Annotated in this window: 21 protein-coding genes and 1 pseudogene; 19 read left to right on the top strand and 3 right to left on the bottom strand. The window is 37.8% G+C overall.

The window, feature by feature from the left end; genetic code table 11:
• Positions 1-96 precede the first annotated feature (96 nt).
• The 3 genes and pseudogenes from MHH73_RS19655 to MHH73_RS19645 all read left to right on the top strand — a co-directional run.
• Positions 97-1,284: pseudogene (locus tag MHH73_RS19655) on the top strand (CDP-glycerol glycerophosphotransferase family protein); the annotation flags it as partial.
• A 298-nt stretch (positions 1,285-1,582) separates the two neighbouring features.
• A complete protein-coding gene (locus MHH73_RS19650; protein ID WP_341068863.1) occupies positions 1,583-4,201 on the top strand; it encodes a glucosaminidase domain-containing protein in 2,619 nt (872 codons plus the stop codon).
• A gap of 148 nt (positions 4,202-4,349) precedes the next feature.
• Positions 4,350-5,648, top strand: a complete 1,299-nt coding sequence (locus tag MHH73_RS19645) for an O-antigen ligase family protein (protein WP_341068861.1) — start codon at positions 4,350-4,352, stop codon at positions 5,646-5,648.
• A gap of 61 nt (positions 5,649-5,709) precedes the next feature.
• Here the strand turns inward: MHH73_RS19645 and murJ are convergent, their stop codons facing one another.
• Positions 5,710-7,245, bottom strand: coding sequence for a murein biosynthesis integral membrane protein MurJ (gene murJ, locus MHH73_RS19640; RefSeq protein WP_191813171.1), 1,536 nt, complete (start codon positions 7,243-7,245; stop codon positions 5,710-5,712).
• A gap of 98 nt (positions 7,246-7,343) precedes the next feature.
• Between murJ and MHH73_RS19635 the strand changes: the two genes are divergently transcribed.
• The 3 genes from MHH73_RS19635 (at position 7,344) to MHH73_RS19625 (ending at position 10,453) form a co-directional block, all read left to right on the top strand.
• Complete coding sequence (locus tag MHH73_RS19635) at positions 7,344-8,075, top strand: WecB/TagA/CpsF family glycosyltransferase (RefSeq protein WP_191813170.1); 732 nt, start codon at positions 7,344-7,346, stop codon at positions 8,073-8,075.
• Positions 8,076-8,152: 77 nt separating this feature from the next.
• Positions 8,153-9,259, top strand: coding sequence for a glycosyltransferase (locus MHH73_RS19630; RefSeq protein ID WP_341068857.1), 1,107 nt, complete (start codon positions 8,153-8,155; stop codon positions 9,257-9,259).
• Between the two features lie 144 nt (positions 9,260-9,403).
• Positions 9,404-10,453, top strand: a complete 1,050-nt coding sequence (locus MHH73_RS19625) for an MraY family glycosyltransferase (RefSeq protein ID WP_191813168.1) — start codon at positions 9,404-9,406, stop codon at positions 10,451-10,453.
• 157 nt (positions 10,454-10,610) lie between these two features.
• Here the strand turns inward: MHH73_RS19625 and MHH73_RS19620 are convergent, their stop codons facing one another.
• Both MHH73_RS19620 and MHH73_RS19615 read right to left on the bottom strand, forming a co-directional pair.
• On the bottom strand, positions 10,611-11,717 hold the full coding sequence (locus MHH73_RS19620) for an LCP family protein (RefSeq protein WP_341068854.1): 1,107 nt from the start codon (positions 11,715-11,717) through the stop codon (positions 10,611-10,613).
• A gap of 87 nt (positions 11,718-11,804) precedes the next feature.
• Positions 11,805-12,443: a YigZ family protein gene (locus MHH73_RS19615; protein WP_191813166.1), complete on the bottom strand. Its 639-nt coding sequence runs from the start codon at positions 12,441-12,443 to the stop codon at positions 11,805-11,807.
• A gap of 340 nt (positions 12,444-12,783) precedes the next feature.
• On the opposite strand from MHH73_RS19615, the gene MHH73_RS19610 reads away from it, so the two are divergent.
• The 13 genes from MHH73_RS19610 to csrA all read left to right on the top strand — a co-directional run bounded on the left by MHH73_RS19610 (position 12,784) and on the right by csrA (position 25,316).
• On the top strand, positions 12,784-13,926 hold the full coding sequence (locus tag MHH73_RS19610) for a sensor histidine kinase (RefSeq protein ID WP_341068852.1): 1,143 nt from the start codon (positions 12,784-12,786) through the stop codon (positions 13,924-13,926).
• A 72-nt stretch (positions 13,927-13,998) separates the two neighbouring features.
• Entirely contained in the window at positions 13,999-14,682 is a 684-nt protein-coding gene (locus MHH73_RS19605; RefSeq protein ID WP_191813164.1) for a response regulator, read from the top strand.
• Between the two features lie 1,892 nt (positions 14,683-16,574).
• On the top strand, positions 16,575-17,414 hold the full coding sequence (locus MHH73_RS19600) for a DegV family protein (RefSeq protein ID WP_341068847.1): 840 nt from the start codon (positions 16,575-16,577) through the stop codon (positions 17,412-17,414).
• Positions 17,415-17,497: 83 nt separating this feature from the next.
• Positions 17,498-18,985 carry a DEAD/DEAH box helicase gene (locus tag MHH73_RS19595; RefSeq protein ID WP_341068845.1) on the top strand — a complete coding sequence of 496 codons (1,488 nt, stop codon included), beginning with the start codon at positions 17,498-17,500 and terminating at the stop codon, positions 18,983-18,985.
• Positions 18,978-19,661, top strand: coding sequence for a ComF family protein (locus tag MHH73_RS19590; protein ID WP_341068842.1), 684 nt, complete (start codon positions 18,978-18,980; stop codon positions 19,659-19,661). The genes MHH73_RS19595 and MHH73_RS19590 overlap by 8 nt, the downstream gene beginning before the upstream one ends.
• 58 nt (positions 19,662-19,719) lie before the next feature.
• Positions 19,720-20,127: a TIGR03826 family flagellar region protein gene (locus MHH73_RS19585; protein WP_341068839.1), complete on the top strand. Its 408-nt coding sequence runs from the start codon at positions 19,720-19,722 to the stop codon at positions 20,125-20,127.
• Positions 20,128-20,271: 144 nt separating this feature from the next.
• Complete coding sequence (gene flgM, locus MHH73_RS19580; RefSeq protein WP_095371825.1) at positions 20,272-20,547, top strand: flagellar biosynthesis anti-sigma factor FlgM; 276 nt, start codon at positions 20,272-20,274, stop codon at positions 20,545-20,547.
• A 12-nt stretch (positions 20,548-20,559) separates the two neighbouring features.
• Positions 20,560-21,042: a flagellar protein FlgN gene (locus MHH73_RS19575; RefSeq protein ID WP_341068838.1), complete on the top strand. Its 483-nt coding sequence runs from the start codon at positions 20,560-20,562 to the stop codon at positions 21,040-21,042.
• A gap of 24 nt (positions 21,043-21,066) precedes the next feature.
• Positions 21,067-22,926 carry a flagellar hook-associated protein FlgK gene (gene flgK / locus MHH73_RS19570; protein WP_341068836.1) on the top strand — a complete coding sequence of 620 codons (1,860 nt, stop codon included), beginning with the start codon at positions 21,067-21,069 and terminating at the stop codon, positions 22,924-22,926.
• Positions 22,927-22,940: 14 nt separating this feature from the next.
• Positions 22,941-23,993 (top strand): flagellar hook-associated protein FlgL, encoded by a 1,053-nt coding sequence (flgL, locus tag MHH73_RS19565; RefSeq protein WP_191813009.1) that lies wholly within the window; start codon positions 22,941-22,943, stop codon positions 23,991-23,993.
• A 64-nt stretch (positions 23,994-24,057) separates the two neighbouring features.
• Positions 24,058-24,636, top strand: a complete 579-nt coding sequence (locus MHH73_RS19560; RefSeq protein ID WP_191813007.1) for a DUF6470 family protein — start codon at positions 24,058-24,060, stop codon at positions 24,634-24,636.
• A gap of 12 nt (positions 24,637-24,648) precedes the next feature.
• Positions 24,649-25,101 (top strand): flagellar assembly protein FliW, encoded by a 453-nt coding sequence (fliW, locus tag MHH73_RS19555; RefSeq protein WP_191813005.1) that lies wholly within the window; start codon positions 24,649-24,651, stop codon positions 25,099-25,101.
• Complete coding sequence (gene csrA, locus MHH73_RS19550; RefSeq protein ID WP_191813003.1) at positions 25,089-25,316, top strand: carbon storage regulator CsrA; 228 nt, start codon at positions 25,089-25,091, stop codon at positions 25,314-25,316. The genes fliW and csrA overlap by 13 nt, the downstream gene beginning before the upstream one ends.
• The last annotated feature ends 193 nt before the right edge of the window (positions 25,317-25,509 follow it).

Raw genomic sequence — 25,509 nt, 5'->3', positions numbered from 1 at the left:
GAGATGGGTCTTAAATAGGTATTAATGAATATTTAAAAAATAAATAAGATAAAAAAATTCCCCATCTAGTTTGTTTGGGAGGAAGATTCAGTGATTAGGAAGTTGTTAACAAAGGTTAAAAGACACCGTTGGATAAAAAAGGCTTATCAATTAGCTTTTAAAATAGTTGGTTTATTACCTAAGAAGAATAACCTAATCATTTTTGAAAGTTTTTTGGGTAAACAGTTTAGTTGTAATCCTCGTTCGATATACGAGTATTTAGAAGCAAATTATCCCGATTATGAAATGTATTGGAGCGTTGATCCTAGATACTCGGCTTCGTTTCAAAACAAAGGAGTTAAAACAATAAACCGTTTTTCTATACAGTGGCTCTTTAAAATGGCGAGGGCTAAATATTGGGTGTTTAATAGTAGAACACCTTCATGGATTCCGAAACCTAAGAATACAATATATTTACAGACATGGCACGGTACACCGTTAAAAAAACTTGCTGCTGATATGGAAGAAGTGCATATGCCTGGAACTGACACGGATCGTTATAAGCGAAATTTCTTAAATGAATCTGGAAAGTGGGATTATTTAATCTCTCCAAATCGGTATTCAACAGATATTTTTAGAAGAGCATTTGGATTTGATAAAGATATGATCGAATCTGGCTATCCAAGAAATGATTTTTTACTCTTAAATAATGGAAATGAAGCAGTTATTAATGGCATAAAAGAAAAATTAAAAATACCGCCTAACAAGAAAGTTATTTTATATGCACCGACTTGGAGAGATAATGAATATTATAGTGTGGGTAAATATAAATTTAACCTAAAATTAGATTTAGAAAAAATGAAAAAAGAATTAGGTAATCAGTACATTATATTAATGCGGATGCATTATTTAATTGCGGAAAATATGGATTTATCTATGTATGAAGGATTTGCAAAAGATGTATCCAGTTATGAGGATATAAGAGAGCTATATCTCATATCAGACATCTTGATTACGGATTATTCATCCGTGTTTTTTGATTATGGAAACTTGAAACGTCCAATGATATTCTTTACCTATGATATAGATAACTATAGGGATCAGTTAAGAGGGTTCTATTTTGATTTCGAAAAAGAAGCACCAGGCCCGTTAGTTAAAACAACTTCTGAAGTGTTAAAGGAAATTCGATTAATTGAAGAAGGTAAGATGTTAGATGAAAGTTTTGAACCGTTCTTTAATCGATTTTGTTATTTAGAGAAAGGGACTTCAAGTAGGCAAGTAGTAATGGAAGTTTTTAAGCGCTAAAAAGTAATGCATTAAAACAAACCCTAAAAATTTTGGGGTTTGTTTTTTATTGTTATAGATTATTTCATGATCTAATAAAATACCCAAATTAGATTAAAAGACAATGATTTTTGTCGATATAATAGTTGTTATTGTAATTGATTAAGTTAGTTAATCATATTTTGGGGAAATTAGGAGGTGTTTAACGGAGATAATTTCATATTTTTACAGTTTAATATAACTAAATCAGCTTAGTAGATAAATGACAATAGGATGTTATTTTAGTCTGTGTAATCTTTATATGTGGGGGAAACAGAAGTTGAAAAGTGTTCGCAAGTTGGCTATGTTAATGATGATTTTTTTATTAACATTTAATGGTGTTGTTAATTTTCAATACATAGCAAAGGCGCAAGAAAATACTATAGGTGAAGATTTAGTTTACGGTTTTATTTTTGGAGAATCAGTTGGAGCTCAAGTAAATGTTTATGAAAAGCCTGAAGTTGAGTCAGAGGTTAGTATTCAAATTGATGATGATACCAAAGTTAGAATTTTAGAACAGGAAGAGGAATTTTCTAAAATCGAACTACTAAATGAATCAAATCTGATTTCAAGTGTGAATAATATTGGTTATGTACAAAATCAGTATTTAGTAAAGGAAGAAGAAGCTGACATTTATCGTATTAATCGTTTAGATGGGGTAGACGATTCTACGGGTGCTCCAGAAATAGAAACTCCAGAAAATTCTTCTGAGGATTCTCCAGAAATAGAAACCCCAGAAAATCCTGATTTGAATTCTGAGGATACTCCTGAAGAGGATATTGAGAATAGTATTGATGATGATTTAATAAAGGATAGTGAAGAACCTATTCTTGAAGAAGAAGCTGAGTTAGAGTCAGAAGGTAGTATATTAGAAGAAGATTCACAAACAAATATTGATCAATCTGTTAATGAAAAAAACACAAAGGCTGATAATATTAATATACAAAGCCGGTTATCAACCTTCAGTTCTACAACCAACAAACTAGTTCAAGGGTTAGCCTTAAAAGAACCGACTTATGTATATGACTCTGCCAGTCAAAATGCCAAGTCATTAAAGCGTTACTCTCAAGGTAGCATTTTATATTATGAACACTATAATTCTAACTGGTATAGAACAGGTGTATATTTTAATGGAATTAAGGTAGAATCTTTTATCAAAAAAAATGATGTAGAAACAATAAAAGAAAATACTTTAGTAACGGGTATTGCGAAATCTAATAAAACAAATGTGTATGAAAAGGCTGCAGACGGTTCAAAAGTAATTAAATCCTATTCAAGTGGATCTTTTCTACAGTTTAGAGCTTTTACTTCTGGTTGGTACTTAGCGACGGTATATGTAAATGGAGTTGCGAAAAAAGGATATATAAGGGCTAGTGATATTGAAGTAGGATCAACTGATGAAACAGTTATCAGTGGTATAGGAATGGCCTCCCCTACAAAAGTGTATCAAAAAACTTCAACCGGTTCTAAAGTGCTTAAATCATATAGCCAGGGTAATACCCTGATGTTTAAAAAGTTTGTTACTGGTTGGTATCAAACAAATGTATATGTTAATGGAAAATCTCAAAAGGGTTACATTAATGCTAATGATATAAGAATTCCAACAGAGAATAAAGTCAGTCATATTGGTGTGGGCCTAAAAGCGCCAACTAAAGTGTATAGCAATGCGTCAAATAATGCATCTGCACTAAAAGAATATTCATTAGGTAGTATCCTGCAGTATTCTACATTTATTGATGGTTGGTATTCCACCAATGTATATGTAAATGGTAAGAAACGCGCTGGTTTTATTAAACACGAAGATGTCGAAAACAGCACATCAACCCCTAAGTTAGTTTCACTTTATGCTGCAATTGACAAAGTTCACGTCTATACATCAGCTTCTAAGTCAGCTAAAGTTATAAAGTCATACAATAGTGGACATTTATTAAAAGTTAATACCTTTACTTCAAACTGGTACAAAGCAACTGTATATGTAAATGGGAAGAAATATACAGGCTACATCCACAAAGGTGACCTCAGCACTGAAAAACCAGGTTATCTCAATCTTGATTTAAGAAAACCAGCAAAGCTGACTGTACAGGAGATCAAAGCGCTATTTGATCGTAAAGGTCATGGGGATAGTAAGTTAAAGGATTATGCTCAAGAGTTTATTAATGTCCAAAATAAATATGGGGTAAATGCAACTTACTTAGTAGCACATACCATTTTAGAGACTGGTTGGGGAAAGAAATCCAACTTATTCGATTATAAAAATAACTTATATGGATACGGGGCGTATGATGTTTGTCCGTTCACTTGCGGTTACTATTTTGATAGTGTAGAAGATAGTATTAGTAATGTAGCGTACCAAGTGAAATCGGATTATTTAACGCCTAATGGTAAATGGTACAATGGGCCAGATCTAGTTGGCATGAATGTGAAATATGCAACGGATAAAGATTGGCAAAATAAGATTGCTCGGTTAATGGAAGATTTACAGCCGTATGATGCGAAGTACTACTCTTCTACAAATGTTATAACGAGTAATGGTCCTGTACCATCAGGTAATTGGAGCAGGGATATTCCAGCAGGCAAGCCATATCCATCAGATGTTGTTAAAAACATGCCGGCTGGTACTACGGCAACAATTAACACCAATGCAAATTGGAGATCGTTCCCTTATGTGAATAATAATAGTAATGTCCTGGGCTCATTAAAAGTTTCAACTCAAGTGATTGTATTAGGATATAACACGGATGTAAAATCTAATGGCAGCTATCCTTATGATACAACTTGGTATCGCATTTCAGTTAATGGTAAACAGGGCTGGATTTACGGTGACTATTTAACCTTTACAAATGCAAAACAAGCAAAAGTTTTTACTTCTTCTTATGATTTACTACAGCAATTCAAATAATGACTATACCGAGGGATTTTTCCTCGGTTTTTTTCATTTTTCTAATAGAAAATCAATTTCAGAAGCACTTTTTTTGTACCTCTATAGTAAATTCCCAATTTCCTCACATACTAAAACCATAAAAATTCCACCAAAGGGTTGTTTATTTATGCTGAGGATTGAAAAGGGAAATCGGATGTTGTGGCTGATTATGGTTTTTTTGTTATTGCAGCCGGTGATTGATGTGCTTACATCTTTGTCTATTCGTTTGAATGATCAGGCATTTACGCTTGGTTTAGCGATGCGTTTTGGTTTCTTATTATTTATATGTGTTTACTTGTTATTGGCATCTTATGTAAGAAAGCCCGTGATTTTAGGGTATTTGTTGTTGTTTTGCTTGTTTGTTGTGTTATCGATTGGAGTTCAGTTTACGATGAAACCTGTTTTTATGTGGGGACCTGAGTTGAAATGGCTATTAAAAAATGTTTATTTTGTTGGCTGTTTTCTATTCTTTCTCGTGGTTTTTCGCAGAGGGTTTAGGATTTCTCCACTCTTTTATTTGATGTTAGCGGTGATTTTGACAGGGGCAATAATGACGGTAGCGGGGCTTTCTAATACTGCGTTTGCTAGTTATGATTATTGGAAAAGTGGCCATGTTGGCTGGTTTTATGCTGGTAATGAGATTGGCGCCATTTTGGCTATGGGTTTACCAGTTGTATTATATTTTGCCTTAAAAGGCTCATGGTGGCTGATGGTAGGATTACTCATGGTAATGTATGGGTTGCTCGCTTTGGGGACGAAAGTAGGTTATGGGGCGATTTTGATTACATTGCTTATCGGGATCTGTACTTCTATTGTTCTTCGTTTGGTAAAAAGAGAATACATTCAAACATTCAAATTCGTTACGCTTAGCATTTTGTTTGTTGTTTTTATTCTTTTGACACCTTATACCCCAGTTGCCCATAACATGGAGCTACAACTTGATTGGCTAGGTGTTTCAAAAGAAGAAGGCGAAACGCCAGTGATGACAAGTGCACAACAGGATAACATCATCTATAGCGGTCGCGAAACTTATTGGGAAGATTATCAGGCTTATTTTCAAGCGGCACCATGGATGCAAAAACTTTTTGGCATGGGTTATGGTGGCAACTTTACGGATGAAGCGAAAACGATTGAGATGGATTTTTTAGACTTATTCTATTCATTAGGAATCATAGGGTTTAGTTTATATTTGCTGCCCTTTATCTATATGCTTTGGCAATTGATTAAACAAACATTTCAAAATAGGAAGCAAATGATGGAATTAGAGGTTATTTTAGTACTCACTGGAATAGCGCTAGGTCTTGGGATTGCTTTTATCGCTGGGCATGTATTAACAGCGCCTGGTGTGAGTATATATTTAGCTGTATTGATGGCTTGGTTGACGTGTAGGATCCAATACGTGCAAGCTGAGAATTCTCTGAACTAAGAGTTCTCAGCTGCCAATTTCGAATGAACGCATTTTTAAAACAAACGTTTGTTTGAATCTGTTACGTCCTTCTCTTCAGTGTCCTAGTCCATTCAGCGAACTTTTCCATTTCAGATATTCTTAATAATGTAGCCACTAGTATGGTGGCAATGATGGCAATGATGGTTGTCACTGATAATGACAGTAGTGCTGGTAAGTAGGTATGATAGAGCTTATGTAAGCCAAAAAGAACGCCAGTTACGAGTAAGAACATCGCGAGTACTTTCCCTTGGGAAAACAATAATTCCTTCATCTCTTGTCTCGGTATGCCTAAATCCTTCCGTAAAAAATACAGCAAAACAACGGTCTGAGAGACCATGCTGATAGAAGTAGCCAAGGCTACACCACCAATGCCCATTAACGGTGTTAAAATCAAACTAAAAATGATATTGACGATAATAGAGACGAGTGCAGCTATCATGGTCATTTTCTCATTTTGTAAGGCAATAAAAGAACGATTTAAAAATTCCTTTAATGCGATTGCGATCATACCAATTGTATAAAAGAAAAAAGCAATGGTCGTTAAACGAGTTGCCTCCGTATTGAATGCGCCTCTCTCATAAGCTACTTCAATCAATGTCCGACTTTCTATTAACATGACAGCACTAATAGGTATGCCTACTAAGCTGATAATCGTCATACCGCTAATAATCAGTGGAATAAGCTCTTTCTTATTCTCTGCCGCCGTATCAATAATGGATGGAAACAACACGGTGATAAAGGATAGGAGAATGATACTTAACGGCAAAAACATCAGCTTGTTCGCATAGTTTAAGGCCGAAACACTTCCATCTACCAATCCAGATGCAAAAAAACGATCAATGACTGTATTAAACTGAAAAGCAATGGACGTCATAATTAATGGCATAAAAGAAAAAAAGGTTCTTTTAATGAATGGAGAATAGGTTTTAAAATGAAAATTAAGTCGAATTACTTTATACTTCTTTATAAATGGGTATTGTACAAGAAATTGACTAATGGCTCCTAATAAAGTGGCAATGGCTACACCATATATTCCATAGAACTGTGAGAGTACGACAATACTAATGATAATTAGAATATTTTGCGGAATGGCTCCCATCGCTGGTGGTGCGAATTCTTTTTCGTATTCTAAAATGCCAGTTGAAACGGCAGATAAAACATAGAAGCAGAAGCTTGGAAGCATGATTATCGTTAATACATTTGTGACATGCCATTGTTCTTTGGTAAACCCTGGTGCCATCCATTGGGTAACGATAGGGGTGATTAGAATGGCGATGATAGTAATCACTAATGCTACTATGAGGAATAAAGTCGTAAGTACCCCTACTACGTTTCGTGCTTCTAGTGAATGTCGTTTTTTTAATTCAGCATATAGAGGGATGATCCCTGTTGTAATCGACATGCCAACTGCTGAGAATAATAAAACAGGGATAATGGATGCTACAAAGTAAGCATCAGCCACTGTTGACGTACCGAAATAGGAGGCCATAAGCAATTCTCTTACAAAACCTAGAACCTTACTAATGATTGCAATACCTGTTATGAGTCCCGCAGCTTGGATAAGCTGTTTTTTCATCATGAATCTCCTTAAGGAAAAGTGCTTTTTATTATTAGTATAATCAGAACGGTGTAAACTAAAACACCGACCATTAAGATAAAGATTGAGGTTATAGAATGAGTCATGATTACGTAAATATACTTGGGGTTCCTTTTATTAATACAAGCTTTGCAGAAATGGAATCCATTTTAACCAATCATATAGACAAGCAAGAAAAAACATTTGTCGTGACAGCGAACCCGGAAATCGTTATGTATGCCAAAGAAAATAAGGATTATCAAAAGATCATTCAATCTGCTCATTACGTAGTGCCTGATGGTAATGGCATTCTACTTGCAGCTAATATGCTTAAAAAGCCGATAACAGAGCGTGTAACAGGCTTTGATTTAACAATGGCCTTACTAGAAGAAGGAAATAAAAAAGGCTGGCATGTATATCTGCTCGGAGGAAGGGAACAAGTAAATAAAAGAGCAGCTGAAAATATAGCAAAAGATTATCCGGGAATTAACCTTGTCGGCAGACATAATGGTTATTTTGATTGGGCAGATGGGAAAGTGGCTGAAGAAGTAGCATCTTTAGCGCCAGATATTGTCTTGGTTGCTTTAGGCTTTCCACGTCAGGAAGAATGGATCACCACCAATTATCATCGCTTCTCTAAAGGGTTGTTTATTGGGGTTGGTGGCACGATTGACATTATTTCTGGTGAAATGAAACGAGCGCCTGAATTTTGGCAAAACCTTAAGTTAGAGTGGTTTTACCGTCTATTGAAGCAGCCCTCTCGTTGGAGAAGGATGCTTGTTTTACCTCAATTTGTGCAGCAAGTACGGCAATCCAGAAAGCGAGATTGAAGTAAAAATTCCTAGAATCTGCAACTATTTTCTAAGCTGTTCCGTCTGATACTATGAAGAAGGATGGAATATCAACGATGAAAGTACTCCATTTAAATGCAGGGAATGATACAGGTGGTGGCATGACACATATTCTTGATTTATTAGAGGATAGTGACCCTTCTGTTTTTACGCTAGGGATTTTTGAACCTGGGCCGATTTATCAGAAAGCATTACAGCGGGGGATTCGCGTAAAACTTTTCGCTACGAAAAAAAGATATGATCTATCAGTCATTCAGCGTTTAAAGAAATATATAAAATCTGAGCAAATGACGATGATTCATACACATGGTGCACGAGCAAATCTTTACGGTTACTTGCTAAAAAAATCCTACCGAGATTGTAAGTGGGTGACAACATTACATAGCAATCCCTATGATGATTTTCTTAATCAGGGCTTGAAAGGAAAAGCCTTCACTAGTTTACATTTATGGCTTTTGAAGCACCCAGATTATTATTTCGCCATTTCTAATCGTTCGAAAGAGCTCTTGCTTTCACATGGTGTGGAAGGGAGTAAAGTGAAGACTATTTTCAATGGCATCGATTTTAATAGACAGATGCAGTCTTGCACCCTTGAACGTAAAGAATTAGGACTTGAAGCGAATGATTTTGTCATTGCTATGGTGGCAAGACTTACACCTGTAAAGGGCCATCGTATTGCTTTAGAAGCCATCAGCCGTGTCATGGCTAAAGCACCTCAAGTCAAACTGCTTTTAATAGGAGATGGCTTTTTAGAACAAGAATTAAAAGCTTTTGTGAACAACAAAGGATTAGGAAAAAAAATAAAATTTCTAGGATATAGACAGGATATTGATGCCTTATTACAAATTTCGGATCTCCATCTATTATCATCATTAAGTGAGAATTTCCCAATTGTCTTATTAGAGGCAGCCAGAGCGAAAAAGCCAGTGATTTCGACCGATGTTGGTGGAGTCTGTGAATTGATTCCATCGAAAGAGTATGGCTGGCTTGTCCCGGTGAAAGATGTGGATGCCTTAACTCAAGCAATTGAAGAGGCGATAAATGCCCATTATGTAGGTTCCTTAAAAAAAATTGGTGAAAATCTATATAAACATGCATCAAGGTGGTTTAGTGTGGAGCATTTTCGGGAAAATGTGATGGACGCCTACAAAAATTGGACATAAATATTGCGGATTTTGTCAAAAAAAGTACCTTTTTAAATGGTACAACTGTGATATAATAGGTTCGATATACAATTGTACGAATTTGTAAATTATGCCTGGTTCCAAGTGTGAAAGCGGGGCATGCTATCCATAAGGAGGGTCTTTATGATTTATTTGACCTTAATATTATGTTTTATATGCTCCGTTCTTTTAACACCGCTGGTAAAACGACTAGCCTTTAAGATAGGAGCAACAGATAAACCAAATAATCGCAAAGTCCATGAAAAAGTGATGCCTCGATTAGGTGGTTTAGCGATCTATTTAAGCTTCATGCTTGGTGTGCTGATTTTCTCACCAAATAAAGAAGTGCATATCCCGATTATGGTCGGTGCGTTTATTATCGTCGTAATAGGTATGTTAGATGATAAATATCAATTACCTGCTAAGTATAAATTGCTAGGGCAAATTGCTGCTGCATTAATCGTCGTCTTTTGGGGAAATGTTGAAGTGGAGTTTATTAACAACCCATTCTTTGGCGATAATCGAATCGACTTTGGTTATTTTGCTATCCCGATTACAATCTTATGGATTGTTGGTGTGACCAATGCAATTAACTTAATTGATGGCCTAGACGGATTAGCAGCAGGAGTATCATCGATTGCGCTATTTACGATTGCTGGGATGGCAATATTTATGGGGAATACGTATGTAATTGCTATGGCTTCTTTGTTAATGGTAGCTACACTAGGATTCCTTGTCTTTAACTTTCATCCAGCGAAAATATTTATGGGCGATACAGGGGCTCTCTTTTTAGGATATATGATCGCTGTCTTGTCATTACTCGGCTTTAAAAATGTAACAGTGATCTCGTTTATTATCCCGATTTTAATATTAGGTGTCCCATTATCAGATACGATTTTTGCGATATTTAGAAGGATTTTAAACAAACAACCAATATCAGCGCCAGATAAATCACATCTCCATCATTGCTTATTGAATGCAGGCTTTACCCATCGCCAAACGGTCTTATTAATTTATGCGATGGCAGCCACATTTGGCATGATTGCCATTATTTTCTCTCAAGCAAAAGTATGGGGAGCCATCTTACTAATAGCCGTTGTCCTTGTCATGCTCGAACTATTTGCCGAACTGATCGGTCTACTCGGCAAAGACTACCAGCCACTCTTAAAAAGACTCAAAGGAAAAGGCAATTGATAAAAAACTAACCAATTTGGTTAGTTTTTTTGTAGATTAAGAGGTTTGCAGACAGTTGTTAAGAGGGAGGGCCATGATAGAGACCCGTATGCTAGCTTCAAATAAATAAAACCCCCAAACAAAATACTGTTTGGGGGTTTTATAAAGAATAATTCTATTAATATCCGCTATTGTAACCAGCTTCACTTGATTCAGAAGAAATTTCGCCACCTGTTGAACTCTCGCCATTTGTCGGATTAGTAGATTCATTTTGTCCGAGGTTTGTAGTCCCTAAATCAAGATGGCTTTGTAAATCTGAAATGACTTCCTGTAATCCAGTGTCATCTATTTGATAATAGTACACGCGATTCCCATTAGAATTAGGCAAGTACATATCTTGACCTTTGAGATTGAGCGTTTCAATATCTGGTGTCATGCCACTAGAAGTCGCATAACTAATAAGTGATTTCATTTGGTCGAAGGAAAGGTCTGTCTCCATATTGTTTCCAACTGCTTCGATGACATTTCCGTATTTTGAAATAGCATCAACTGATACGGCTTTTTTCATCATCGCTTTCACGATTTCTTGTTGTCTTTGCCCGCGCATAATGTCATTATCTTGCTTTCTCGTTCGTGCTAGAGCTAATGCTTCTTCACCATTTAATGTTTGCAAGCCCTCTTCTAATTGAATAGCCCCGGCCTTGTCATTAGAGTCTTGCTCAGATAAGGCATAAGGTACTTCTACTTCAATTCCACCTAGTGCATCAATGATCTCAATGAATGCATCAAAATTTAACTTTAAGTAAAAATCAATGGGAATATCGAGTAGCTGCTCAACCGTTTCAATAGAAGTGAGTGGTCCGCCGTGAGCGTGAGCATGGGTGATTTTGTCTTGATAACCAAGCTTAGGAATCTGTACATAAGAATCTCGGGGGATGCTTAATAGTTTAATAGATTTCGATTCCTTATTAAATGTTGCAACCATTAATGCATCTGAACGCGCTGAATTACTAAAACCCCGCTTACTACTATCATCGACTCCGATAATGAGTAGTGAAAAGTTATCAACATCAGGTTGTACAGCGACATCTCGCTTGGTTTCTCTTTCTAGTGGGTTATATGTGCTGTTCATCGCTGTTTCTGCTTTATTATAGAGATAGGCACCGTAGGCTGTGGCACTTAGGGCAAGGACTAGTAGAGGAAGAAGGATAAATGCGAAAACACGTCTTCTGCGCTTCACTTTACGTCTACTCACCTTTTGGGCATTGCGACCATCATAAGACATATGATTGCTCCTTTATTATTAAAAATTTATCGTTTCTTTACATAGTTAATGTTTATTTTACAATGGATTAGCATATACGTAAAATATTTACTCAGAAATTGTCGATTCTAAATATAACACGTCGCCTTCTGTTATTTCTGCTTGTCCATTTGTTAATTCAATCATCCAGTCATTGAAATTTGTGGTTTCGTCGTCTTTTACATAAGTTTCAATTTCAACCAAATCGGCATAATGGATTTCTTTTATTGGATAAATTGAACTTCGTAATTCATTTTCAAGTTTTCCAAGAAACGTGTAATCCACTTTTGTATGCATAATGCGCATTAGCTTTCTTTCAACAATACCTGTAGCAAGTAAACCTTCGGATGTCGCTTTACCGTAAGCGCGAATTAAACCGCCAGCCCCAAGCTTAATGCCACCAAAGTAACGGGTGACTACCACAACAGTATCCTTTAATTGTCTCTTTTTTAACACTTCAAGCATCGGTACACCAGCTGTTCCACTCGGTTCACCATCATCGTTAGCTTTCTGAATTAAATCATGCTCACCAATTAAATAAGCAGAGCAATTATGCGTGGCATTCCAGTTTTGCTTCTTTATTTTTTGAATAAATTCTTGCGCTTCTTCTTCTGTTTCTGCTCGGTCAATATATGCAATAAATCTTGATTTTTGTATAATAATTTCATGTTCCCCGTAACCTTTGACGGTATGATATTGTGGAAGCAAAAATATCCGCTCCTTCCTGCAAGTCTCTTCCTATTATAATTCGACAATCTTCGGAAAACATAAATATTAATAGATTGTAAACAAACTTTAATATTGTCGAATCGTTGAAGTGATATAATAAGTTTATATCTGAGGATAACTAATAGAAATTGCTAATAATCCTCTTTTTTTAACATAAAATTAGGATATATGACATATAAATAATTTTCAAGCGTGCGACTATTTATCGAATTTTGTGTCAAATGGTATTATTTTCTGCCGCTACACATGGTCGAATACCGCTTTTCAAGGTAAAATAAGGAATAGCAGCAACAGGGTTATACCCTTGGAGGAATCGCGAATGAGTATAAAAAAGTTTGATACGAAGTCGCTCGATTTAATTTTAGAAAAAATGATAGAAACGGTCAGCACGAGTAAGAATGAAATTTTCCGGATTGGTGAGCAATGTCGAAAAGATTATGAGACTTTAACCGAAGAGCTGAAAGATGTAAAGGTAATGGTTATTAAAGTCATTGATGAAGGCGACCGTTTAGAAAGTCAAACACGTTTTGCGCGTAAACGATTATCTGAAGTCAGTATGCATTTCAAAGATTACACGGAAGCGCAAGTACGTGATGCATATGAAAAAGCCCATCAATTACAAATGGATTTATCGATGAATCGACAAATGGAAAAGCAGCTTCGGGACCGTAGAGACGACATTGAAAGAAGATTAGTGGGCGTTAGTGATACGATTGAGCGTGCCGAGCACTTAATCTCCCAAATTACTGTTGTCATGAACTACTTGATGAGTGACATCAAGCAAATGGGTGAGATGCTTGAAGATGCGAAGATGAAACAAGAATTTGGCTTACAAATCATTGAGGCGCAAGAAGAAGAGCGTAAAAGGCTCTCACGTGAAATACATGACGGTCCAGCGCAAATGATGGCGAATGTGATGATGCGCTCTGATTTAATTGAACGTGTATATAAAGAGCGTGGCACAGATGAGGCCATGGAGGAAATAAGGAATTTAAAGAAAATGGTCAGAAGTGCTTTATATGAGGTCCGTAGAATTATTTATGACTTGAGACCAATGGCTTTAGATGACTTAGGTCTTGTTCCTACACTAAAGAAGTATCTACAAACAATCGAAGAATATCATAATTCGACCAAAATTACTTTCATGAATGTCGGTAAAGAAGTCCGTTTACCAAGTCAATATGAAGTGGCGCTCTTCCGACTCATTCAAGAAGCTGTGCAAAATGCAATGAAGCATGCTGATGCAGATGAGATTATTGTTAAAACTGAGATTAATAATGATCGAATAGCAGTCGTAATTAGAGATAATGGTAAAGGCTTTGATATTAATGAGAAAAAAGCACAATCCTTTGGTATTATCGGCATGAGAGAAAGAGTTGAACTTCTGGAGGGCCAGCTTTCGATAGATTCCAATATTGGTAAAGGCACAATTATTATCATTCAAGTACCTTATATGAAATAATAATTGATGATTTTGAAACTGGTCAAACATCATGATAGATATAAAACAGTTGAAGATTGGGAGGGGAAGAACTTGAATACTAAAATAGTAATTATTGACGACCATCAACTTTTCCGAGAGGGCGTAAAACGTATTCTTGATTTTGAAAAAACATTTAACGTGGTAGCAGAAGGTGACGATGGCGACGAAGCGATCAGACTCGTTGAAGAATATCAACCAGACGTAATTATCATGGATATTAACATGCCGAATATTAATGGTGTTGAAGCAACGCGTCAATTAGTAGAGAAATATCCAGATTCTAAAGTAATCATTCTTTCAATCCATGATGATGAAAACTATGTAACGCACGCTTTAAAAACGGGAGCAAGTGGTTACCTGCTGAAAGAAATGGATGCAGATGCATTAGTTGAGGCTGTAAAAGTAGTTGCAGAAGGTGGTTCTTACCTTCATCCGAAAGTAACGCACAACCTTGTTAACGAATACCGTCGCCTTGCTTCAGAAGGAACTGGTACAACAGGCGCTTACGGACAAATTGAAATCCGTCGTCCGCTCCATTTACTTACACGTCGCGAATGTGAAGTACTACAACTCCTTGCAGACGGAAAAAGTAACCGTGGCATCGGTGAAGCACTATATATTAGTGAAAAAACAGTCAAAAACCATGTAAGTAACATTCTACAAAAAATGAACGTCAATGACCGTACACAAGCGGTTGTCGTAGCCATCAAAAACGGTTGGGTAGAAGTTCGCTAATCCCAGCTGTTGATACATATGAAAGAAACACTCCACATGTGAAGTGACCCCCTTAAGTTGGACTAAAGAGTCCACTTAGGGGGTTTTTAGTTTGGTTAAGTTCTCAAGTGAATATAGAAAAAAGGTTGTAATGGATTATTTGAATGGAGGAGGAGGGGTATAAGTGATGTAAAAGCAAAATCGAAGCAAATGGAAGAAGAGAGGGGGATATGAGCAACGTAAAAGCGTAAATCGAAGCAAATAGAGGAAGAGAGTAAGATATGAGCAACGCAAAAGCAGAAATCGAAGTAAATAGAAGAAGAGGGGAAGATATAAGCAACGCAAAAGTGGAAATCGAAGCAAATGGAAGAAGAGAGTAAGATATGAGCAACGCAAAAGCGGAAATCGAAGCAAATAGAAGAAGAGGGGAAGATATAAGCAACGCAAAAGCAGAAATCGAAGCAAATAAAAGAAGAGAGTAAGATATGAGCAACGCAAAAGCAGAAATCGAAGCAAATAGAAGAAGAGAGGGAGATATAAGCAACGCAAAAGCGTAAATCGAAGCAAATAGAAGAAGAGAGTAGGATATGAGCAACGCAAAAGTAGAAATCGAAGCAAATAGAAGAAGAGAGTAAGATATGAGCAACGCAAAAGCGAAAAACAAAGCAAATAGAAGAAGAGAGTAAGATATGAGCAACGCAAAAGCGTAAATCGAAGCAAATGGAAGGAGAGGGTAAGATATGAGCAACGCAAAAGCGTAAATCGAAGCAAATGGAAGAAGAGAGGGAGATATAAGCAACGTAAAAGCGTAAATCGAAGCAAATAGAAGAAGGGAGTAGGATATGAGCAACGCAAAAGCGGAAAACAAAGCAAATAGAAGAAGAGAGTAAGATATGAGCAACGCAAAAGCGGAAAACAAAGCAAATAGAAGAAGAGAGTAAGATATGAGCAACGCAAAAGCGTAAATCGAAGCAAATAGAAGGAGAGGGTAAGATATGAGCAACGCAAAAGCGTAAATCGAAGCAAATAGAAGGAGAGGGTAAGATATGAGCAACGCAAAAGCGTAAATCGAAGCAAATAGAAGAAGAGAGTAAGATATAAGCAACGCAAAAGCGGAAAACAAAGCAAATGGAAGGAGAGGGTAAGATATGAGCAACGCAAAAGCGGAAAACAAAGCAAATAGAAGAAGAGAGTAAGATATAAGCAACGCAAAAGCGTAAATCGAAGCAAATAGAAGAAGAGAGGGAGATATAAGCAACGCAAAAGTAGAAAACAAAGCAAATAGAAGAAGGAAAGAAAATATAAGCAACGCAAGAGCAGAAAACAAAGCAAATAAAAGAAGAGAAGAAGTTATGAGCAACGCAAAAAAACATAGATAAATAGTGGTCCCTTTTGATAAGAACTACTAAATTTTTTAAAATCTAGTTGATTAGCCGAACTAGAAACAAACTCAAAGGTTTCTTAGATCACTCTTGAGCCCGAGACGTTGTAAAAAGTGATTTCTCTGAAGAAAGAAAAGGAATCGAGCAAAGAACACCGCAAAAAAAATCGCCAGTCTCAAAAAAATCCCCAGCTCAGAAAACCGCAAAAGAAAAAAATAACCAGCCTCAACCAAAGTACACGATCTGATACCGTCGTAAAAGTGAAAACCCCAGCCCTCGAGTAAAACCCCTATCCAGCCCATTATAACAAAAATTAAAACCACACCCTGAGACCCTCACAAAACCAAACTCCGCAAACGAACGTCCACCCATCTCTATCCCGTTCCACAAAAAAGCGAGCACAGCCCCAAGCCCACGAAAGAAAAAGATTTCCCCTTAAACCTCTCTAAACTTAATGCATTTTTTTTTACTTTCATATAGAATGGTAACAGAACATATAGTAGAGAAAAAAGAGAAGGAGTTACTCTATTTATGAAAACGGCCGTAGTAACGGATAGTACATCTTATATCCCACAAGAATTGAGAGAAAAGCTGAATATACGCATGATCCCGCTGAGTGTGATATTTGGCAATGAATCATATAAAGAAGAAATTGAAATCACAGCAGAAAGTTTTTATGAAGAAGTCAAACATAAGGATTTGCCGAAAACATCGCAGCCATCTGTAGGTGATTTTGTTACATTGTTTGAAACGTTAAAACAAGACTATGATGCCATCATCTCCATCCACTTATCAAGCGGGATTAGTGGCACCTATCAAGGGGCAGTCTCTGCCGGTAATATGGTTGAAGGCATTACCGTATACCCTTTTGACTCTGAGATTAGCGCACGAGTACAAGGTTTCTATGTCGTCAAAGCAGCTGAAATGGCAGCTGATGGGAAGTCACCAGCAGAAATTATGGACAAACTGAATGAAATGAAACAATCCATTCGTGCATATTTCATGGTTGATGATCTGTCACATCTACAAAGAGGTGGCCGCTTATCAAGTGCACAAGCAATTTTAGGTAGCCTTCTCCAAGTGAAGCCATTGCTTCATTTTGAAAATAAGCTCATCGTGCCATTTGAAAAAATCCGTACCCGTAAAAAAGCAATGAAACGGATCGTTGACTTGCTAGCGGAAGATGCGGCGGATGGAGAAGCTTATGAAGCCTCTATTATTCATGCAAACCGTTATGAAGAAGCGCAGAAATGGAAGGAAGAATTAGAAGCACAATTCCCGAATGTCACCTTTGGTATTAGCTATTTTGGGGCAGTTATTGGTACACATCTCGGCGAAGGCTCCATGGGTCTTGGCTGGGTAAAAAAATAATACATCTACTAAGGAGTTATTATCGCAGACAAAACCAAACCCTGCTGAAATAACTCCTTTTTGTAGCAAAGAAAGGAGTCCATATGCGAATACTCATGAAAGGTCACCTACTCACCCCCGCATTTCACCACGACTCAGCTTCTCACACGATTACAGAACTTCCGAACATTCCTCATCACAATCCCAACCCTACATTCCCTTTTAATCCACAAATCCAGACATTCCTATTCGGCAAACAATTACTGCTAGATGAAATCCCTCACCCTGTAGAAGAATTATTCACCCATGTGAACGCAGGTTATATTACGCTTCGACGACCCTTTATAAAAGACGGCAGAAAAATCAAATGTGCTCGCTGTGGCAGTAGTGATCATATAGCGACATATCCTTGTGCTCGTTGTGGAAATGAGCAGTGCCATTATTGTCGCAACTGCTTGATGATGGGAAGAGTGTCTGCTTGTACACCACTTTTTCATTGGAGTGGACCAAGCCCGAGCACTCTAATAGTCGAACAACCGTTAAAATGGGATGGGACGCTTTCTACTGGACAGCAACAAGCATCCACAGCAGTAGTCGAAGCCATCGAAAACAAAAAGGAGTACCTTGTTTGGGCGGTATGTGGCGCAGGTAAAACCGAGGTGCTTTTTGCAGGAATCGCTCATGCACTAAAGCAGGGTCAGCGTGTTTGCCTTGCTACTCCAAGAACAGATGTTGTCTTAGAACTCGCACCCCGTCTAAAAAAAGTGTTTCCCCATACCACGATTGCTGCATTGTATGGTGGAAGTGAAGACCGGCAACTTTTTGCCAATCTAGTCATCAGCACAACACATCAGTTGTTTCGCTTTTATCATGCCTTTGATACAGTCATTGTTGATGAAGTGGATGCCTTTCCTTACACGATGGATGCCACACTTCAGTATGCTGTCCAACAAGCGAAAAAGGCTACAGCTGCGACGATTTATTTAACAGCTACTCCTTCAAGAAAGTGGCAAAAAGAGTGTCGGCAAAATAAAAGAGCGTATATAACCATCCCGGCTCGCTTCCATCGCTTTCCTTTACCGATTCCCCAATTTAAATGGATTGGACAATGGACAATCCCCCTGAAAAAAGCCCGTCTCCCTTTCGTATTAAAAAAATGGTTGCAGTATCGTATTGAAAAAGAGAAACAGGTTTTGCTGTTTATCCCGAAAATTAAGCTAATAGATGAAATTCTCCCCCTCGTGCAAAAACTTCATCCTAAAGTGGACGCGGTGCATGCGGAAGATCCTTTAAGAAAAGAAAAAGTCCAGAAAATGAGAAAGAAAGAAACGCTCATTTTATTGACAACAACGATTTTAGAAAGAGGGGTCACTTTTCCTCATATAGATGTCGCGGTATTAGGAGCAGAAGATCGTATTTTCACAGAAAGTGCCCTTGTTCAAATAGCTGGAAGGGTTGGGAGAAGTGTTGACGCACCAACAGGAGATATTATTTTTTTCCATTATGGTAAAACAACTGCAATGGTAAGGGCTAAAAAACAAATACTGCAAATGAATAAAGAAGCAAAAATAAGGGGTTTTCTTTATGAATAGCTGTCTCTTTTGTCAGAAAGAAATGCAACTTCCTGGTGGATGGCAAGCATTGTTTCAAAAAGCTGCGCAGTCATTTTGGTGTGAAGACTGCCTATCGAAATGGGCATTCATCAAAGGTCCCACTTGCCCTACATGTCATCGAGGGATGGAAACGACTGAATTCTGTCTCGATTGTAAGAAGTGGCAAGCGGACTCAACATATAAAGGTAGTCTAGACGAGAATATTTCCGTGTTAGCATACAACTCATTCTGTCAGCAAGTACTCGCTCAATATAAGTATCGTGGCGATTATATTCTCGCATATGCTATTGCAGATTTGCTAAAGTCGAAATTAAAACAGATAAGCTTTGACCTGATTACCCCGATTCCGCTGAGTGAAGAAAGACACTATGAAAGAGGATTCAATCAGTCAGAAGCATTAATCACAGCATTAGGAAAAAAGCCCACCATTCTCCTCACCCGTATGCATACAGAAAAACAATCGAAGAAAACAAGAAAGGAAAGATTAGAGACACCACAAGTTTTTCGTTTCACGGGACAACAAGAAATGAGTGGGAAGAAAGTGTTAATAGTCGACGATATATATACGACAGGTACAACTCTTTATCATGCAGCTAAAGTGCTAAAAGAGGCCGGAGCAAGTGAGGTTCGGTCATTGACGATAGCAAGAAGTTAAAAAAGTTAGTTGAACCTGACGATATATAGAATAGAAGCAATCAGTAGAGGTGAAAAGAATGACGGAGATCGCAAACTGCCCTAGATGTAATGCTTTATTTATGAAAAATCAAATCAACACCATTTGCCAAGCATGTTTTAAAAAAGAAGAAGAAGCGTACGAAGTCGTATATGCCTTTCTAAGAAAAAGAGAAAATCGTGCCGCTACAATGCAAAGAATAACAGAAGTAACAGGCGTAGAGGAGTGGCTCCTGTATAAGTTTGTTCGATCAGGTCGACTAAAGGTGACGCAATTTCCCCAGCTAGGCTATCCTTGCGATCAGTGTGGCTCATTTATTCAAGAAGGAAGAATTTGTGAGAATTGTCGCAAAGCATTTCAAAAAGAATTAGAGCAATTTGAACGAGAACAGGATCGGATAAAGGAAAGAGAGAGAACCTACTATTCTTTTAAAGGTAAACAGTCTTAAAGAAGGAAGTCTAAAGGACTAATGATTTCTTTCGGAACCATCGTATGTATGTAAATTTTACTAAAAGTGTAATATCACTTTAAACTCATTCTATTTATACCGATAATAGGAGTAATAAAAGACGAAGAAAGCGGGGGATTTATAATGAAGGTTAATCATTTTAACGCGGCAAATCAGGTTAATCCCTACCAACGCCAAGCGAATATGACAAAACAAGTAGAGCAAGCGAAAACGAATCAAGCAGATAAACTTGAAATTTCTTCAAAAGCATTAGAAATGCAAAAAACATCACAATCAGATCCTGCTCGCCAAGCAAAGGTGGAGCAATTAAAAATGCAAGTGGAAAATGGTACGTATCATGTTGATGCGAATGAATTGGCGAAAAGTCTCGTTCAACATTTTCAACAAAAACGCTCTTAAGGAGGATGGGATATGTCTGCTGAAGCACTTCTCACTGTGATGGAACGACTAATATCTTATCATCAAAGCCTTTATGAGCTTGCAGGCAAGAAGACAGATATGATTAAAAAGGGCGATATGGCAGCATTAGATCAGATGCTAAAAGATGAACAAACCCATGTCGCAACAATTAAGAAGCTTGAACAAGCGCGTATCCAGATCGCAGCAACTCTTGTACCTAGTATAGAAAAGCCAACGATAGCAGACTGTATTCAAGGACTGGAACAACATGACCAACAAGCATTACTTGAAAAACGAGAGCAGTTAGCATCCGTTATTGCCAAACTAAAAGAAAAAAATCAATTGAACCAACAACTGATTTATCACTCCTTGCAATATGTGAATTTATCTATGAATCTCGTCAATCCGAAAGCAGCTGCGCAAAATATGAATTATATTCATCCGCAAAAAGCGAAATCTCAGGCAGCAACAGGAATGTTCCAGTCTAAAGTGTAGGATAGAGAAAAGAGAGGAAACGTTATGAAATCTACTTTTATGGGGTTAGAAACGGCGAAGAGAGCCATACATACACAACAAAGTGCACTCTATACAACCGGGCATAATATCGCCAATGCGAATACTGTAGGCTATACGAGACAACGGGTGAACTTTACACAAACAAATGCTTTTCCGTCTGTTGGAATGAATGCGCCATACATGCCAGGGCAAATTGGAACGGGTGTTCAGGCAGGCTCGGTTCAACGCATACGCGAAGACTATTTGGATGTACAGTATCGTAATGAGTACAATAAATTCGGTTATTGGAATACGAGAAGCAGTGAGCTTTCACGAATTGAAAGTGTCATGAATGAGCCGTCAGATACTGGCCTTGCGAATACATTAGATCAGTTTTGGAATGCTTTGCAAGACTTATCAACTAACCCTGAAGATTCAGGTGCTCGTTCGGTTGTTCGCCAGCGTGGGATTGCCGTCAGTGACACTTTTAATTATTTAGCTGGCCAACTGAGTGCTCAGAAAGCTGATGTCGGTGAGCAAATTGATATGAATGTGCAAACAATCAATTCAATCCTCACACAAATTAACCAGATCAATGAACAAATTTCCAGCATTGAACCACATGGCTATTTGCCGAATGATTTATATGATAAAAGGGACGTACTTGTTGACCAACTCTCCGGCTTAGTCAACATTAAAGTGAGTGCTACTCCTAGTGGTGGAAATGCTAGCAGTCAAGCTGCAGGGAAATATTCGATTGAATTAGTCGATGCGAATGGTAAAAGTGTCGGTACTTTACTCGATGGGAAAAATGATATCGTCCAATCATTGAGTGTGAAAAAAGACCCTGAAACACAAGCCATTGCTAGTTTGCAAATCGGTAATAAATCATTGACTGCATCTGATTTCACTTCGAAAGGGAGTTTGCTTGCGAATATAGATATGTACGGCAAAATAGATGCCACTGGGAAGGAAACAGGCGTTTATTCTGATATGCTTGCGAATCTGGACTTAATGGCTTTCCGCTTTGCCACGGCCTTTAATGCTGTCCATCAAAGTGGTTGGAGTTTATCTGAAATTGAGAGCGGCGTAAAGAACGGTGTGGACTTCTTTGAAATAGGCGATAATGCAGCCGGGGCTGCAGCCAATATAAAAGTGTCTGATTCAATTATGAATAATTTAAATCATATTGCCGCTTCCTCAAGTGGTGAGTTATTTACGGGTTCTATTACGAAACATGCGGACAACCCATCGACTGGTTACCCAACGATTCTAGGTGCGTTCAGTGGTATTCAAACATATGATACCCCGCCGATCACGATTAGTGAGGCAAAAATTGAGTTGACTTATGATAATGGTTCATGGAAATACTCCGCTTATGATTTAGACGGCAACCCAATAGCCGACCATCAAAATCAAGCAGTGAAAGAAAATATGAATCTCTTTGGCCTTAAAATAGATGCTAGAACAATCTCTAATTTACAATCTGGTTCTACTTGGTCATTTGAGTTAACAGGTATTGGACAAAATCCTTCAAGCGAAAGCTTTGTTGGTGACGGTTCTAATGCGGTTGCTCTCGCAAATGTAAAAGACATGATGCTCGATTTTAATGGATCAGATACAAATATGATGAGCTTTTACCAAGGGATGATTGGTGAATTAGGAGTCACGACACAAGAAGCAAATCGAATGACGGAAAATGCTGCTACGCTAGCCGACACGGTTCAATTTAATCGTTCTTCTGTTAGTTCGGTCTCTCTTGATGAAGAAATGTCCAATATGATTATGTTTCAGCATGCTTATAGTGCAGCGGCTAGACAAATTACTGCAATAGACGAAATGCTTGATACCATTATTAATGGTATGGGCAGAGTCGGAAGATAAGGAGGTAATGACTGATGCGCGTAACACAATCCATGCTTTCACAAAATTCACTAAAACATATTCAAAACAACTATCAAAAGCTTGGTAAATTAGAAGAACAACTATATACAGGCAAAAAAGTGAATCGTCCGTCTGATGATCCTGTAGCAGCGATGAAAGGGGTCAATTACCGTTCCCAAGTAACGGCTGTATCCCAATATCAACGCAATCTAGGCGAGGTATATAACTGGATGGATAATACGGAATCGGCACTAGATGAAACGAATAAAATTATCCAGCGTATCCGCGATCTTACGGTACAGGCTTCCAATGATTCATATGATGCGGGTCAACGTAAGAACGTGGCTAGTGAAATTGAGCAGCTGCGAAATCAATTAGAATCGATTGCCAATACAAAAGTGAATAATAAGTATATTTTTAACGGCTCAGATACAACGAATAAGCCAGTCGATTTAAAGAAGATTGATCAAAATGTCGATATCACTACAATTGATGCGAATAATGCCAAGAATTATGTACTTTTCGATGATAAAGGTAGTCAGCTTGTTTGGAATGAAGCTTCGAATGCATTTAAAGCTCAAGATGGCACTGAAATCGGATTCCCGTTACCAGATTCTTTCGTCGCGAAAGAAAAAGGTGCGGTTGCTAGTAATACTGAAGGCGTGAAAATTGAAGTTTCTGCAGGTATTCACCTCGATGTGAATAGTAAGCCGCAAAATGTCTTTTCATTAGATTTATTTAAAGATATTGGCAACTTAATTGATAAGTTAAAATCACCTGATACAACAGCGGCTGATTTATCTGGAGAGCTGGATATTATTGATCATCATCATAATAATGTGATCTCGGAAATGGCAGAAATCGGGGCTAAATCTAATCGGGTAGAAATGGTTGAAAGTCGTTTAGGCAATCAAGAGATACTTGCCAAAACCATGATGTCTAATAATGAAGATATCGATGCAGAGAAGGTCATTATTGAGTTAACATCCCAAGAAGCCCTCCACCGTGCTTCTTTAGCAGTTGGAGCAAGCATTATTCAACCAACCTTAATGGACTTTTTACGATAAAAAACGTTGACGACGGTTCATCTTTATAGATGGGCCGCTCGTTCTATAAAGAGTGGTGAACTCTATGCATACCCCTTATTTAGAAATAACAACAAAACAAGCGCATCTTGGTATAGATTATTTTCAACCTGTGATGAAAATCAAACAGTCGCAAGCCGATGTTTCGATGCATCAGCCACCAGCAAAGCTTACAATTAGTCATGAAGCATCCCAGCTTTTTATTGATCAATCAGAGGCACGAGCTGATCTGGATAATAAAGGGGCAGGCCGGCGAGTCGCGGAGGCGGCAGAACAAGCAAAGATGACGGCAATAACAGGGATCTCTAGACGAGTCCGTGAAGGTGATGCGATGATGAAAATTGAAAACGGAGCAGGTGCCATCTCACAAATTGCGAAACAAAATAGTGAGCCTAACCAAAAGACACCAGGGATCGGCTATTTACCGAAAACCCATTTCCGGGTACAAATCGATTATGATCCAGGGAGCGTCGATGTGAACGTAACCCCGCAAAAGCCAGTCATTGATGTAAGTATCAATCGCCCACAAATCGCTCATGAAAACTGGCAAGCACAAATTTATTTACAGCAAAAAGAAGCGATTAACTTTGAACTAAGAGATTTTCAAGTGGATCAGCTTATATAAGGAAGTGTTACGATGAAAATTGAGACAAAATATCAAGGGACAGTTGAAGTGTCAGCAGAGCAACAATTTCATTTTCCTGCAGGCTTGCCAGGATTTCCAGAAGAGCAACAATATGTGCTCCTTCCTTTTTTAGAAGAACTCCCTTATTTCATTTTACAATCAATCAATACAGTCGAGTTAGCGTTTGTCGTCGTCGATCCGTATGCCTTTTTTGCTGATTACGAATATCAGCTCAATGAAGCATCCCAACATGCGCTGCAAATTGAACAAGCGCAAGACGTAGCTACCTTCGTCATTCTTACATTGAAGGAACCATTTAAGTCTTCAACCGCGAATTTGCAAGGTCCTTTAGTGATGAATATGAAAAAAAGAATGGGGAAACAGCTCGTATTAAATGATGCCCGCTATAAAACAAAGCATCCATTATTCCAAGCGAAGGAGGAGGATGCCACATGCTCGTACTAACCCGTCGCAAAAACGAATCGATTATCATTAATGAAAACATCGAAATCACTATCGTCGCCGTTGAAGGAGACCAAATCAAGCTTGGCATCCAAGCACCAAAAGACATCGACATCTACAGAAAAGAAGTCTACCTACAGATTCAGACAGAAAACAACGAAGCTGCGCAAAACCCTGTGGACTTAATGACATTATTAAAAGATAACCCTCTGAAATAAGCCGGTTGGGAGACATCGGTTTATTTTTTTCTAAGTATAAGCATACGCAACAAGTGATTTTTAAAATTATTCATTTAATTTATAAAAAGTATTAAACAAACTTTAGAGCACTCCGATAATAAATAAGAAGAAAGCAACAAGCTTTACTTCACTCCACAAGGATGTGGAAAAATAAAACTCATGGAGGAATTCA

The organism is Cytobacillus sp. FSL K6-0265 (genome assembly GCF_038003465.1).
Taxonomy (GTDB): domain Bacteria; phylum Bacillota; class Bacilli; order Bacillales; family Cytobacillaceae; genus Cytobacillus; species Cytobacillus stercorigallinarum.
The sequence above is the reverse complement of the archived record's forward strand: the minus strand, read 5'-3'. Positions and strand labels throughout refer to the sequence as shown.

What these genes read in the sequence shown, in the direction of transcription:
- MHH73_RS19585 (WP_341068839.1), top strand. Translation starts at nt 19,720, where the DNA reads ATGACGGAGATCGCAAACTGCCCTAGATGTAATGCTTTATTTATGAAA.
- MHH73_RS19645 (WP_341068861.1), top strand. Translation starts at nt 4,350, where the DNA reads ATGCTGAGGATTGAAAAGGGAAATCGGATGTTGTGGCTGATTATGGTT.
- MHH73_RS19575 (WP_341068838.1), top strand. Translation starts at nt 20,560, where the DNA reads ATGTCTGCTGAAGCACTTCTCACTGTGATGGAACGACTAATATCTTAT.
- flgL (WP_191813009.1), top strand. Translation starts at nt 22,941, where the DNA reads ATGCGCGTAACACAATCCATGCTTTCACAAAATTCACTAAAACATATT.
- MHH73_RS19600 (WP_341068847.1), top strand. Translation starts at nt 16,575, where the DNA reads ATGAAAACGGCCGTAGTAACGGATAGTACATCTTATATCCCACAAGAA.
- MHH73_RS19635 (WP_191813170.1), top strand. Translation starts at nt 7,344, where the DNA reads ATGAGTCATGATTACGTAAATATACTTGGGGTTCCTTTTATTAATACA.
- MHH73_RS19610 (WP_341068852.1), top strand. Translation starts at nt 12,784, where the DNA reads ATGAGTATAAAAAAGTTTGATACGAAGTCGCTCGATTTAATTTTAGAA.
- MHH73_RS19560 (WP_191813007.1), top strand. Translation starts at nt 24,058, where the DNA reads ATGCATACCCCTTATTTAGAAATAACAACAAAACAAGCGCATCTTGGT.
- MHH73_RS19625 (WP_191813168.1), top strand. Translation starts at nt 9,404, where the DNA reads ATGATTTATTTGACCTTAATATTATGTTTTATATGCTCCGTTCTTTTA.
- MHH73_RS19630 (WP_341068857.1), top strand. Translation starts at nt 8,153, where the DNA reads ATGAAAGTACTCCATTTAAATGCAGGGAATGATACAGGTGGTGGCATG.
- flgK (WP_341068836.1), top strand. Translation starts at nt 21,067, where the DNA reads ATGAAATCTACTTTTATGGGGTTAGAAACGGCGAAGAGAGCCATACAT.
- fliW (WP_191813005.1), top strand. Translation starts at nt 24,649, where the DNA reads ATGAAAATTGAGACAAAATATCAAGGGACAGTTGAAGTGTCAGCAGAG.
- csrA (WP_191813003.1), top strand. Translation starts at nt 25,089, where the DNA reads ATGCTCGTACTAACCCGTCGCAAAAACGAATCGATTATCATTAATGAA.
- MHH73_RS19620 (WP_341068854.1), bottom strand. Translation starts at nt 11,717, where the DNA reads ATGTCTTATGATGGTCGCAATGCCCAAAAGGTGAGTAGACGTAAAGTG.
- MHH73_RS19590 (WP_341068842.1), top strand. Translation starts at nt 18,978, where the DNA reads ATGAATAGCTGTCTCTTTTGTCAGAAAGAAATGCAACTTCCTGGTGGA.
- MHH73_RS19595 (WP_341068845.1), top strand. Translation starts at nt 17,498, where the DNA reads ATGCGAATACTCATGAAAGGTCACCTACTCACCCCCGCATTTCACCAC.
- flgM (WP_095371825.1), top strand. Translation starts at nt 20,272, where the DNA reads ATGAAGGTTAATCATTTTAACGCGGCAAATCAGGTTAATCCCTACCAA.
- murJ (WP_191813171.1), bottom strand. Translation starts at nt 7,245, where the DNA reads ATGAAAAAACAGCTTATCCAAGCTGCGGGACTCATAACAGGTATTGCA.